The sequence below is a fragment of the Terribacillus saccharophilus genome (assembly GCF_046592895.1).
GTDB lineage: Bacteria > Bacillota > Bacilli > Bacillales > Amphibacillaceae > Terribacillus > Terribacillus saccharophilus_D.
This window is the reverse complement of the sequence record NZ_JAWVPU010000001.1, coordinates 1,103,695-1,117,371: the sequence shown is the minus strand read 5'-3', so window position 1 is coordinate 1,117,371 and position 13,677 is coordinate 1,103,695. Positions and strand designations below refer to the sequence as shown.

Below are 13,677 nucleotides of genomic sequence, written 5' to 3'. Positions count from 1 at the left end.
GTGTTTTGGGGATTGATAAACTTTAGAGGTGTTAAAAATAGTTTATTTGGCGGAGGTGCCACACAGATGTCCTCAGTAGTAGTAGTAGGAACCCAATGGGGAGATGAAGGGAAAGGGAAGATCACTGACTTCCTTTCACAAAATGCCGAAGTTGTTGCTCGTTACCAAGGCGGGAACAATGCTGGCCACACAATTAAATTCGATAATGTCACATATAAACTTCACTTGATTCCATCAGGTATTTTCTTCCCGGAAAAGAAATGTGTATTGGGTAACGGTATGGTAATCGATCCAAAAGCATTGCTTGAAGAATTGGAATATTTGCACGAACGTAATGTCAGCACAGCCAATCTTGTCATTTCCAACCGTGCGCATGTCATTCTTCCATATCATCTGAAATTGGATGAGCTTCAGGAAGAAGCAAAAGGTGTTAATAAAATCGGTACGACGAAAAAAGGTATCGGACCTGCTTACATGGATAAAGCAGCACGCATGGGTATCCGTATTGCGGATTTACTGGACAAGGATGCTTTCCGTGAAAAGCTTGAGCAAAATCTTGAAGAGAAGAACCGTCTGTTCGAAAAAGTGTATGAAAGCAAATCCTTCACAGTCGAAGAAATCTTGGATGAGTACTATGAGTACGGTCAGCAAATTGCGAAGTATGTAACAGATACATCCGTTGTGCTGAACGATGCATTGGATCAAGGCCGTCGTGTCCTATTTGAAGGAGCACAGGGCGTCATGCTTGATATCGATCAAGGTACGTACCCGTTCGTTACAAGCTCCAACCCGATTGCCGGCGGAGTTACGATCGGTTCCGGTGTCGGCCCGACGAAAATCAATCATGTAGTCGGTGTTTCCAAAGCATACACGACTCGCGTAGGTGATGGTCCATTCCCTACTGAATTGCATGACGAGATTGGTGATCAGATTCGCGAAGTTGGCCGTGAATATGGTACAACAACAGGACGTCCGCGCCGTGTCGGCTGGTTCGACAGCGTTGTTGTCCGTCACGCACAGCGCGTAAGCGGCATTACGGATCTTTCCTTGAACTCGATCGATGTACTGACAGGTATCGAACACTTAAAAATCTGTGTTGCTTACCGTTATAAAGGCGAAGTCATGGAGCACTTCCCGGCAAGCCTGAAAGAACTCGCTCAATGTGAACCAGTTTACGAAGAGCTGCCAGGCTGGACAGAAGACATCACAGGTGTCCGCAGCTTGAGCGAATTGCCAGCGAATGCGCGCCACTATCTGGAACGCATTTCCCAGCTGACAGGAATTCCTTTAAGTATTTTCTCTGTCGGTCCGGACCGCACACAAACGAATGAAGTAAGAAGCGTATACAGCCAATAAATCAAGAAATCGTCCTCACGGGCGATTTTTTCTTTTTTCTTCCAAAAATTGTCGGATCGACCCCTGACAAAGACATTTGACCGTAATTGCGGTAAAATAGACAGGGTATGCAAATAATGAACTAGTAATATAAGAAGAATACTTTTCAGATAAAAAACACTAGAAAGCGTGGGAATACGATGAACCATAAAATCTTAGTGGTTGATGACGAAAAACCAATTGCTGATATATTGAAATTCAATTTGGAGAAAGAAGGCTATGAGGTGATCTGCGCTTATGACGGAGATGAAGCCGTTGAATTGGTGCAGCAAGAGAATCCGGACTTGATTCTACTGGACATCATGCTGCCGAATAAAGATGGCAATGAAGTATGCCGTGAAGTGCGCAAAACGCATAATATGCCGATCATCATGCTGACTGCAAAGGATGCAGAAATCGATAAGGTCCTCGGCCTTGAGCTTGGTGCCGATGATTATGTGACAAAACCATTCAGCAACCGGGAAGTCATTGCCCGTGTCAAAGCGAATTTACGCAGACAAGCGCAGATTCCAGAAGATGATAACAAAGAGAACAAAGACATCGAAATCGGTAAACTTGTCATCCATCCGGAAGCCTACACGGTAACAAATGATGGCGTACAAGTGGAGCTGACACATCGAGAATTTGAATTGCTTCATTATCTTGCCCGTCATAGCGGACAAGTCATGACGCGTGAGCATTTGCTTGAAACTGTTTGGGGCTATGACTACTTTGGTGATGTCCGAACAGTTGATGTAACCGTCCGCCGTCTCCGTGAGAAAATCGAGGACAATCCGAGCAGTCCGCTCTGGATCATTACAAGAAGGGGTGTAGGTTATTATCTGCGCAGCCCTGAACAGGAGTAACATCTATGAATAAGATAGGCTTTTTCCGTTCTGTGAGCCTAAAACTGGTTGTTGTTTACATTTTGCTGCTGATCATCGCTCTTTTGTTGATCGGCGTCTTTTTTACGAACAGCCTGGAAAATCAACTGATCAAAAATACGAGTGAATCGCTTGATTCCAATATGAAATGGCTCGAACAATCGCTTGCTCAGGAGTTTGAAGAAGAACGTTCCCCGACTGATTCGACATTGGAAGAAGATATTGCCGACTTGCTCAAAAATTACTCCGAAGGCGAGACGACCAAAATTCAGGTTATCGATACGCAGCGTCAGCTTGTCGGAACAAATGAATTGAGTGATAACGATTCTGTCGGTGCGCGTATAACGGATAATAATATTGTCCAAGCCATCACCAATAATGGATTTCCGGATCAGAATAAGCTTAATATCGTCATCGACGAAGATACTGGCGATAGAACGATGAAATCTTATTACAATATCAACGGAACAGATAGCAATGGTGATAATGAATTGCTTGGTTTGATTTATGTTCGTACATCGATCGAACCAGTCTATGATCAGCTGAAGAGCACAAATCTCATCTTTCTTCGGGCAACATTCATTGCGCTGATCTTTGCCGCCATATTAGGGATCCTCATTGCCCGGGCAATAACGAAGCCGATCAAAGAAATGCAGCGGCAAGCCCGCGTGATGGCTACGGGAGACTTCTCGAAACGAGTGAATGTCTATGGGGAAGATGAAATCGGCCAATTGGCCCGCACATTCAACCATATGAATGATGAACTCCGGCAAGCGCATATGCGTACTGAAGGCGAACGTCGCAAGCTGAGCTCCGTCCTCTCCCATATGTCGGATGGTGTCATTGCAACCGACAGGAATGGTGCCATCACACTGATGAATGCCCCAGCCGAGAGCTTGATCGGCCGTAGTGCTGACGAAGTGCGCGGTCAATTCCTGATCGAAGTGCTGAATTTGAATGAAAAAATCGTCGATATAACCGAAATACAGGAAACAGGTTCGATCATCATCGATATGAGTGATGATGACCAATATTTGCTGCTGCGCTGCAATTTCTCCATCGTGCAGGATGAATACGAACAAATCAGCGGATTCATCACGGTGATCAGTGATGTTACCGAGCAGGAACAGATTGATCAAGAACGCCGGGAATTCGTATCCAATGTGTCGCATGAGCTGCGGACACCGCTGACGACGATGCGGAGTTATTTGGAAGCCTTGACCGATGGGGCGTGGCAGGATGAATCAATCGCGCCGCATTTCCTTGATGTGACGCAGCAGGAAACAGACCGGATGATTCGTCTCGTCAATGATCTGCTTCAACTTTCCCGTATGGACAGCAGCAATTACACGATGGAGTGGGAACGGATCAATTTCGTCGATTTCTTCCATCATGTCGTGGACCGATTTGAAATGAACAAACGGGAAGACATCCACTTTGAGCGCTATTTGCCGAAGGAGGAAGCGCTCGTTACGATTGATAAAGATAAGATCATGCAGGTGCTGGATAATGTGATCAGTAACGCAATCAAGTATTCACCGGATGGCGGAACCATTCGTTTCCGACTCAGAAAAGACAGCCAGAAGCTATTGGTGAGCATTTCCGATGAGGGGATGGGTATTGCCTATGAAAAGCTGGATAAAATCTTCGAGCGATTCTATCGGACTGACAAAGCCCGAACTAGAAAGCTTGGCGGGACGGGTCTTGGCCTTGCAATAGCGAAAGACTTAGTGGAAGCACATCATGGTGTCATTTGGGCTGAGAGCAAGGAAGGAAGAGGGACGACGGTGCTCTTCACCATTCCGCTTAATCGGAAAAGGGGTGAAGTGCGATGAAGCTGGATACTTTCAATACGATTTTGTTGATCATTCTTGTAGCAAGCAGTCTGGTATTGACGGCTTATGTCTGGACTTTCCAGCCAAATAGTCTGAGATCCGATCAGCTTGTCACAGAAGAACCCCAAACCTTGAATGGAACTGAAAAGCAGCTGGCTGATATCCTTCGGCCGCAGCATATATATGTGCATAACAATAACAATCATTTCGTGTTTGCTGATAAAGATGAGGAACAAAGTTTTGAAGAAGAGCTGTCTGAATGGACATTGACCAATACAAAAAAAACGAGCCTGGATGAACTGCCGGCAACAAGTATCGAGCTTGTCTACCCAGTGGCAGTTTCTTATTCACAGCTGAATGCACTGTTCCAAGTAGAAGGAGCAGAAGATGTAATTAGCAATCTGGGAGATGGCGTTTTTAATAGAGTTTACATGGCACCTAGTGAGGACACACAAACAGCAACGATCATCTTCATCAATGAACGCCAAGAAGATCCGCTGGAAGGAGCCGTGACGGCTACTGTCACTAAAAACGTCTATAACTTCATCCAGGAAGATAATCTGATTTCCGCTGTGCCTTTGACGGATAAATATGCTTGGAACCAGATATATCTGCCAACGAGCATCCAAGTCAATGACAGCAATGTTCGAAGCGAAACGATTTCCAGGAATGCCTTTTTGGATATCTATATGGAAGAACCATCAGAGCGTGGGCCTGATCAATTTATCGATACCAACCGATTGAAGTCTGTCCAGTTCAGGAATAACGGGCAAGTTGCCTCTTACAATTATCTGAATTCCTCAACCGGCAGAACAGGAACGATCAGCAGGGCAGATCAGCTGCAAGCAGCTATCCATGCGATAAACTCCCATAAAGGTTGGACAAATGATTTCAATTTGTATGCAGTAAGCGGCGAGGGGAGTACAAATTTCCAATTCCGAATGGTTCGCAATGGTTATCCAGTATTCCAAATGAATGGCCTATCACTGCTATCGATTCGAATGGAAAGTAAAATGCCCGATCCAGTCAGCTACGAAAGAACATTGCTTCATCTTAGTGAAACAGGCAAATCAGATGGAGCAGTAACGCTTGAGGCCCAGGATGTATTGAACTGGCTGGATGAAAATCAGCTTAATAAACGTGATATTCAGGATGTCACGATCGGATATACGCTGGATGAAAATGATGCTTCTTCCATTTACCGATATCACATGAGGCCAAGCTGGTTTGTGAAAATATCTGGGGAATGGGACGAGGTCGAATCAGGAAATATGGGAGGAGAGAGCTGATGCAGTGGAATAAAATCAAGCTGACGTTCATCCTCGCCTTCCTCATTTTGAATATTTATCTCGTTTTTCAGCTGTTTCCGCAAGAAGAAACAGAACAGTTGGTACTGGAGACAGAGAGTCCGGATGCGGTCTTGAATACTGTCACCGGATATAAAGAATTATCCGATGAACCAACAGATACGAATCAGCAGTATGAAGCGAAAAAGCGGAATTTCACCGAAGATGATTTGGACAAGGTTCCGAATCGGGAGGAATTGGATCTTGATATCAGTGAGAGTACCAAACTGGAAGCAACATTCCAGGATCCGCAGAAGCTGCCGATTGAATTTCCTATCGATGATGACAATGATGAAGCAGTCCGGGAATTAGAGGACTTTGTAAAAGATAATGTCTTATTTGGCGGGGATTACACATATTGGGGCAGGCAAGGCAATCAGCTGATGTTTTTCCAGAAAGTAGATGAAGGCCAAATTTACTTCAATCCAAATGGGCTGCTGCTTGTCACCATCAACGAAGATTATGATGTGACAGGCTATACACAAACCTATATCAAGGATTTCAAAAAGAGTGACGATGGCACAGAGCTGAAGAAGTACTCCGAAAAGCAGGCAGTCCAAGCGTTGCAAAGTCAGCAGCTGATAGAATATAACGATACGATCGAAGTCGAAAAGGGTCTTTATCCAGCTATCGAGCTTTCATCCAAGCTGAACTTTGCTCCTGCATATAAAATCACTGTGAATGGTACCAAGCATTATTTCTATCTGCTGCTGCCGGATTATCCAAATATCAATACACCGACAGAGTCCAGTTTTTTGAGCAGATTACAGCCAGAGACAGAACAAACACAATAAGAGGTGAAACAGCATGGCGTTAAGCTTTAGCGTGCTTGCTTCCGGCAGTTCAGGAAATGCGTTCTTCATTGGTACGGAGAAAGAACGTATCCTGGTCGATGCCGGTTTGACAGGCAAGGAGCTGCAGCGTTTATTGGAGGAAGCAGGAATAGACCCGGCAACCCTGACGAAAATCCTGGTCACACATGAGCACAGCGACCATATAAAAGGATTAGGGGTGGCAGCGAGAAAATTCGACCTGCCGATTTATGCAAATGAGAAAACGTGGAGAGCGATGGAAAACAGCATCGGAAAAATTCCGCTGGATCATAAATTCACGTTTGAGATGGAAGAAACGAAAACATTCGGGGATTTGGATGTACAATCCTTTGGTGTATCGCATGATGCAGCGGAACCGATGTTTTATGCTTTCCATCATGAAGGAAAGAAAGTCGCTTTAGTGACAGATACCGGCTATGTCTCCGACAGAGTGAAGAAAATCGTCGAGAAAGCAGATGCGTATATCTTTGAAGCGAATCATGATGTCAGCATGCTGCAGATGGGCAGTTATCCATGGAATGTGAAACGGAGGATACTTGGCGATTTGGGCCACGTATCGAATGAAGACAGCGCCTTGGCACTGACGGATTTGATTGATAATAATACAAAGCGTATATATCTGGCGCATTTGAGCCGTGATAACAATATGAAGGATCTGGCGAGGCTTGCAGTTGGGAACATCCTGCAGGAGCGAGGCTTCGATTTGAATCGCCACATTGAACTGCATGATACAGATCCAAAAACACCGACGCCGATTTTCCAAGTAGTTTAATTTTCCGAAAAAGTGGAAAGATAGCTATATCGAAAATGATTTGGAACGGGGGCTAACATGGACTATTTTGATGATCAACACAAGGAACCGGAGAAACCGAAGCGTACCAACTGGCTGCTGCCAGCTATTCTAGGCGGTATCATCGGTGCTGGTATCGTATTGCTTGTCGCTTATGGTCTTGATCGGGAGAGTCTATCGCCGAACAACCAAACACAATCACAGCAAGGGGAACCACAGCTTGCATCGGATGGGGCTCAAAATGGTAATTTGCAGAATGTCAGTGTGGATGTGCAATCCGGTATAACCGACATTGTGGATCAGACTGCACCAGCGGTTGTTGGAGTAGTTAATTTGCAGCAAGGTGATGCGCTTTTTTCCCAGGAAGAGAGTGCGGCAGGAAGCGGTTCTGGTGTCATATATAAAAAAGAAGGCGATAAAGCCTATGTTGTGACCAATCATCATGTGGTCGAGGGAGCTACCGAGGTCGATGTCATCCTTCACAATGGGGTGGAGGTATCGGCCAAGCTGCTCGGCAGTGATATATTCACTGACTTAGCTGTACTGGAAATGGATGCATCGCGTGTGGAGAGTGTCATCGAGATAGGCACATCTTCAAGTGTTAAAACGGGAGAGCCTGTCATTGCAATCGGAGATCCATTAGGTTTCTCTGGTTCTGTGACGCAGGGAATCATCAGTGGCGTAAACCGAACTGTACCGCAGGATCTCAATGGAGATGGCAGAGCTGATTGGCAGGCGGATGTCATGCAAACCGATGCTGCAATCAACCCTGGTAACAGCGGCGGGGCGCTCATCAATATGGCAGGACAGCTGATCGGCATCAACTCGATGAAGATAGCGGAGTCATCAGTCGAAGGTATCGGATTTGCCATCCCGGTTGACAGCGCAGTCCCTGTCATGGAACAGCTTGAACGAAATGGACAGATGGAACGTCCGTATTTGGGAGTGGAAGCATATTCCTTGAATGAGATTCCCGCATCTGAAAGGACTGGACATCTAGGCTTACCGGACGATATCGAAAACGGAGTCTACATCTGGGGCATCGAACCATTGTCTCCGGCAGAAGAAGCAGGATTGCAGGAGCTCGACGTCATCACGGAGCTTGATGGCAAGCCGATCGAAGATATGACTTCTTTACGGAAACATCTATATGAGGATAAGAAAATCGGTGATAAGATGCAGGTGACATATTATCGCGATGGAGAAGAGAATCAAGCAACCGTAACATTGATTGAACAGCAATGAAGCAGCCCTTAGCGGCTGCTTTTTTAGTTATGCACAGCCTGTGGATGTGTGTGAGGATAACATACCCTATTTTGTAGCGAACAAATATTCTTATTACTAAATAAAGAATTGTGCTTGTGCATATGTGGATAAGTATGTTGATAAAGTGTGCGCAATTTGTGGAATAGTGTGTATAAGAAGGTTATGCACAAGTTATACACAATAAAAGTGGATAAGTTATGAAAGCGAAAACATAGCGAAAAAGAAGTCTATCCATTGAAGGGACAGGCTTTTTCTGCTATTATTAGCTAGTGAAATGACCGAAAACCTATTTTGGTCAATTGGTCTATGTGGACAACTCGGTTAATAATATATAGGAGGAAAAGTTATGAACATGTTGAAGAAGGAATGGCTTCGCATATGGAAGGATCGGAAAATGCTCTTGGCCATATGCGGTATTTTGGTTGTTCCTCTGCTATATAGTGTGATTTTCTTAGCGGCCAACTGGAATCCTTATAACAATACGGATAATTTGCCAGTGGCTGTTGTGAATCTTGATAAAGGGTCGACTTTCGAAGGAAAAGAGCTTCATGTTGGGAACGACTTTGTGGATAACCTGAAAGATAATGATAAATTCGATTGGCAGTTTGTTGATGAATCAAAAGCCATGGAAGGATTAAAAACGGAAGATTATTATATGGTAGTCAAAATCCCAGAGAATTTCTCTGAAAATGCAGCCACTCTTCTGGATGAAGATCCAAAGCAAATGAATATCGATTACTATTCGAATCCAGGTAAAAACTATCCAGCTTCCAAGATCACAGATAGTGCGATGCAGCAGCTGAACAAAGAAGTGGCAGAACAAGTGACAGAGGAATATGCGCACAGCGTGTTTGCCAGTCTTTCCGATGTCGCCGATGGCCTCCAGAAAGCAAGTGACGGTTCGAAGGAACTTGCAGATGGATCGGATGAAGTCAATGAAGGGGCCAAGAACCTTAGTGAAAATCTTGCCAGCTTATCTTCCAATACAGCTACGTATACCGAGAAAGTTGGAGAGGCAGACACTGGGATGCAAGAATTGGACGAAGGTATCCAGAGTCTCGGTTCGAAATACCCCGATCTGGATGAAGGCATCAAAAAAGTAGACGAAGGCTTGAAGACTTTAAATGAGAACAGTGGGGACTTGAAAAGCGGTTCTGATAAACTCGTTTCTGCCACGGACGAATTAACGAGCGGTTTGGAACAGCTGCAGCAAGCTACTGATCAAGTTGCCGGAAGTTTCCCAGAGCTGAATGACGGAATTGCTTCTATCAATGACAAGGCGCAAACAGCCAAGGGCTTGCTGGAAGAAGCTCAAACAAGACTCGCGGATATCATGCAACTAGCCCAGCAGCTGCATGAGTCCCAGCAGCAGCTGGAAGACCAGCAGGCGGACCAGCTGCAGAAAATCGAAGATGCTGTAGCCGATAGTGAATTATCCAGTGAGCAGAAAGAAGAACTCCAACAACAAATTCAGCAAATCGGGGGATCGTCACCAGATATCGAGCTTCCTAATATCGATACAGAAGCAATCAAGCAGCAACTGACAGATATCACTGCCCAGCTTGATCAAATCAACAAGCTGGCAGAAGGTGCCGAAAAGACACAGACAGCATTGACAGGCATCAACGAAGCGACAGGGAAACTACTGACTGGTGCGACGGCAATTCAATCGGGACAACATGATCTGAATAGCGGTCTGAATACGTATACAGATGGAGTGAACCAATTAGCCGAAGGTACACCAGCATTGGTGACAGGTTCCCAATCCGTGATGGATGGCTTAAGCCAGCTGCAGCCGGGCAGCAGCAAGCTCACTGCCGGTCTGGATCAGTTGAATGCGAATGGGCCGCAGTTAGCGGATGGCGCCCAGAAGCTGACAGACGGCTCCAATACATTATCCGATGGTACGCAAAGTCTGTTGGATGGAAGCGGCGAATTGCATGATGAACTGGCTAAAGGTGCTGAAGATGCAAATATCAGCACAAGCGATAAAACAGACAACATGTTTGCCAGTCCAACGGATGTAAAGGATGAAAAATTGAGTACGGTGCATACCTATGGAGAAGGACTTGCGCCATATATCTTATCGATCGGCTTGTTCGTCGGAGCGCTTGTATTCACGAATATCTTCCCGCTCCGTGACCCAGCAAGCAGACCTACTTCGGGTTTTGCATGGTTCTTGAGTAAATTCAGCATTGTATTGTTCGTCAGTGTACTTCAATCGTTATTTGCGGTTCTGATGCTTGTCCATATTGTCGACTTGCAAGTGCATAGCGAATGGCGGATGCTCGTCTTCGCCATCTTATTCAGCGTGACGAGCTTCCTGTTGATCCAGTTATTGACGGTAGCACTGGATAATGTGGGACGATTCCTTGGTATCATCGCATTGTTATTCCAAATCGGTGCAGGTGCAGGTACTTATCCTGTAGCACTGCTTCCGGAATTTTTCCAGGCGATTCATAAGTTCGTCCCGATGACATATGCAATCAACGGATTCCGAGAAATCATATCCATTGGCGATGACTGGGGCTTCCTATGGCGGCAAGCAGGTTATTTGGGAATCTTTTCTGTGTTATTCTTAGCTTTGACAATACTCGTCTATACATTGCAGACTCGTAAGTTCAAAAAGAATGATGAGGAAGAAGCAGTCGTTTCTGCGTAAAAGAAAAAGGGGTAGAGAACAATGATAGTTGATAAAAAAGAGCGAATCATCGAAGCGGCAGCAATGTCCTTCAGCCAATTTGGTTTCAAAGCAACAACGATGGCTTCGGTAGCCAAGATAGCCAAAGTAGCAAAGGGCACGATATACACGTTCTTTGAAAGCAAAGAAGCATTGTTCTCCACTATCCTTGAACGGACGATGAAACAACTGCGGCAGGCAGCGGATGCAGCCATACAGGAGGAAGCCGCTTTTCATGAAAATATCCAAGCGATGCTCGATGCGATACTTGGTTTTCGCGAAAACCACCAGCTGCTGATCAAGCTGAGTCATGAAGCGAAGGAATTGGGTACAGTGGAAGTACTGGAGATATTGACGCAAGTGGAAAGACTGATCCTTGATTACATCAAGTCAGTCATCGTGAAAGAAAAAGCAAAAGGCATCGAGATTAAGTATGATCCCGAGCTTCTTGCCTTCCTTGTATATAAAACATATATTGCACTCATCTCCGACTGGGAACGCCGGCATGAGCCGCTGCCGAAAGAGACGATAACAGAAATCATCAAAGCACAGATTCATTGAGAAAACCCGCTGCCTAAAAAGCAGTGGGTTCTTTTAATGCTTGGCACGTATGGAATCCAAAGCTTGCTGTACGCTCGCAAAAAATGAGATTTGATGCTTGCGGAAGTCTGCCAAATGTACGCTTGCTTTTGCGGTGCTCGGTTCTAGTCCGGTAACCAGCAAGCGTGCTCCCATCACTTTCAATAGTTTCTGAAGGCGCAGGATACCGCTATGCACATCTTCATTTACAGTTTGGATCCCTTGTAAATCCATGATGAAAATCTCTTCATCATGGTCATAGACATGAGCTGATATACGCTCATAGATTTCTTCCCAGCGTTTTGAGTCAATATTTCCGACAAGAGGCAAAATGCAGATTTTCTCTGAAATCGGAACAAATGGGGTCGACAGAAGCGATGCTTCCTCTTTATATCCCTCTGCCCGGATCTCTTCCGACTTACGATCAGACACATCTCTTTGAATGCCGACAAAATACAGTTTATCTTCATCCGGTACAAAAATTGGATACATCGATAACTCATTCCAAAACGGCGTTTCATCTTTTCGGTAATTCAGCAGTTCGACTGTGACGGATTGTTCTTTCTCTATTGCGGACCTTACTTTATCCACTTCTGCTCTGGAAGTTTTCTCTCCTTGGAGAAAGCGGCAATTCTGGCCGATGATTTCTTTTGTTGAATAGCCTGTGATGCTTTCGAATGCTTCGTTTGTATAGATGATTGGGTTATCCGGCATCGATGGATCTGTTATGACAACTCCAGCTCCCACGTAGTCAATTACCTGGCGAAAGAACGCATCCTTTATCTTGGTTGAATAATGGATTTTTTTCTCCATGGTTTTCTATCCTTCCTATTTGAGTATAGATACTGAACTACTTCCTCATCTTGTTATTTCTAAACATTGCACATGAATGTGCAGCAAACTCCAAGATTGTACATTCATCATATAGAAGGTTAGTAAACAAGACAACAATTAAGTATAGTCAGTTATAGGGAGTTATTGGTAATATAATAGATAGAAGTAAGTGTTTAGAAGCGAGGAGATTTCTTATGTATAAACAGCAACCCATTTTTCTGGAGCCCGTTCTGCAAGAGCGCATTTGGGGAGGAACGAAACTGGCAGATGTCTTCGGTTATGAATTGCCATCCGATCAAACGGGCGAGGCCTGGGTCATTTCCGCCCATCAAAATGGCCCGAGCAAAATCCGCAATGGTGAACTAGCTGGCAAAACGTTATTGGATGCATGGCAGGAACACCGCGAATTGTTCGGAAAGCATGATAATGAGGACTATCCATTACTGGTGAAAATCCTCGATGCAAAAACAGATCTTTCCGTTCAAGTCCACCCTGCCGATGACTATGCCCAAGAAGTAGAGAATGAACCATATGGAAAGACAGAATGCTGGTATGTAGTAGATGCAGAGCCAGGCGCTGAAATTGTATTTGGACATCATGCCCAAACGAAAGAACAGCTTGAAAGAATGATAGACCAAGGCGAATGGAATCAGCTCTTACAGCGGATACCAGTGAAGAAAGGTGACTTTGTTTATGTACCAAGCGGTGCAATCCATGCGATTGGAGCAGGCATTGTGATATTGGAAACACAGCAAAGCTCCGATATCACGTATCGTGTATATGATTATGACCGCACAGATAATCAAGGAAAGAAGCGGGAGCTGCACTTGGATTCTGCCAAAGCAGTTTCGACTGTTCCACATGAAACAACTGAAACAAGAGAGGCACCTGTTACAAAAGGAGCAAAAACAGAACAAAAGCTTGTCGAGAGTGAGTATTTCACTGTTTATCATTGGCAGATAGCAGGCGAGATAGAGCTGGAAACGCCAGCTTCATTCCTTCAAGTTAGCATCATTGAAGGAAGCGGAGAAGTGAAATTAGACGATCAATCCTTCCAGCTCAATAAAGGCGACAATTTCATTCTGCCCGTCCATATCAAGAACTTTACACTGAATGGAAACTTGGAAGCGATTGTTTCGCATACGTAAGAGCAAGCCGTAGCTTGCTCTTTTTTTCGACAGCATTCGGCTATTTCCTGGGAAATAGTTGGGTTATTTCTGCAAAGTTCTTCCTTTGCTATGCTATAATTGGAGCAC

Annotated in this window: 11 protein-coding genes; 10 read left to right on the top strand and 1 reads right to left on the bottom strand. The window is 44.9% G+C overall.

The genetic code is table 11. The features are described from left to right. Positions 1-66: 66 nt before the first annotated feature. The 9 genes from SFC66_RS05360 to SFC66_RS05320 all read left to right on the top strand — a co-directional run bounded on the left by SFC66_RS05360 (position 67) and on the right by SFC66_RS05320 (position 11,569). Positions 67-1,356 (top strand): adenylosuccinate synthase, encoded by a 1,290-nt coding sequence (locus tag SFC66_RS05360; RefSeq protein ID WP_411217658.1) that lies wholly within the window; start codon positions 67-69, stop codon positions 1,354-1,356. A gap of 179 nt (positions 1,357-1,535) precedes the next feature. Continuing rightward, positions 1,536-2,240 carry a response regulator YycF gene (gene yycF, locus SFC66_RS05355; RefSeq protein WP_411217657.1) on the top strand — a complete coding sequence of 235 codons (705 nt, stop codon included), beginning with the start codon at positions 1,536-1,538 and terminating at the stop codon, positions 2,238-2,240. A gap of 5 nt (positions 2,241-2,245) precedes the next feature. Then, entirely contained in the window at positions 2,246-4,093 is a 1,848-nt protein-coding gene (gene walK, locus SFC66_RS05350) for a cell wall metabolism sensor histidine kinase WalK (protein ID WP_411217656.1), read from the top strand. Beyond that, the gene (locus tag SFC66_RS05345; RefSeq protein WP_411217655.1) at positions 4,090-5,382 is read left to right on the top strand and encodes a YycH family regulatory protein; all 1,293 of its coding nucleotides are present in this window, start codon (positions 4,090-4,092) and stop codon (positions 5,380-5,382) included. Before walK ends, SFC66_RS05345 begins: the two co-directional genes overlap by 4 nt. Then, positions 5,382-6,233: a two-component system regulatory protein YycI gene (locus tag SFC66_RS05340; RefSeq protein WP_411217654.1), complete on the top strand. Its 852-nt coding sequence runs from the start codon at positions 5,382-5,384 to the stop codon at positions 6,231-6,233. Before SFC66_RS05345 ends, SFC66_RS05340 begins: the two co-directional genes overlap by 1 nt. A 13-nt stretch (positions 6,234-6,246) precedes the next feature. Then, entirely contained in the window at positions 6,247-7,044 is a 798-nt protein-coding gene (locus SFC66_RS05335) for an MBL fold metallo-hydrolase (RefSeq protein ID WP_411217653.1), read from the top strand. Between the two features lie 57 nt (positions 7,045-7,101). Then, the gene (locus SFC66_RS05330) at positions 7,102-8,307 is read left to right on the top strand and encodes a S1C family serine protease (protein ID WP_411217652.1); all 1,206 of its coding nucleotides are present in this window, start codon (positions 7,102-7,104) and stop codon (positions 8,305-8,307) included. 367 nt (positions 8,308-8,674) lie between these two features. Next, positions 8,675-10,990 (top strand): YhgE/Pip family protein, encoded by a 2,316-nt coding sequence (locus SFC66_RS05325; RefSeq protein ID WP_411217651.1) that lies wholly within the window; start codon positions 8,675-8,677, stop codon positions 10,988-10,990. Between the two features lie 21 nt (positions 10,991-11,011). Continuing rightward, positions 11,012-11,569, top strand: coding sequence for a TetR/AcrR family transcriptional regulator (locus SFC66_RS05320; RefSeq protein WP_411217650.1), 558 nt, complete (start codon positions 11,012-11,014; stop codon positions 11,567-11,569). Positions 11,570-11,602: 33 nt separating this feature from the next. Here SFC66_RS05320 and ytvA read toward each other — a convergent pair whose 3' ends face one another. Continuing rightward, on the bottom strand, positions 11,603-12,400 hold the full coding sequence (gene ytvA / locus SFC66_RS05315; RefSeq protein WP_411217649.1) for a YtvA family blue-light photoreceptor: 798 nt from the start codon (positions 12,398-12,400) through the stop codon (positions 11,603-11,605). Positions 12,401-12,615: 215 nt separating this feature from the next. Between ytvA and manA the strand changes: the two genes are divergently transcribed. Beyond that, a complete protein-coding gene (gene manA, locus SFC66_RS05310; RefSeq protein WP_411217648.1) occupies positions 12,616-13,569 on the top strand; it encodes a mannose-6-phosphate isomerase, class I in 954 nt (317 codons plus the stop codon). The last annotated feature ends 108 nt before the right edge of the window (positions 13,570-13,677 follow it).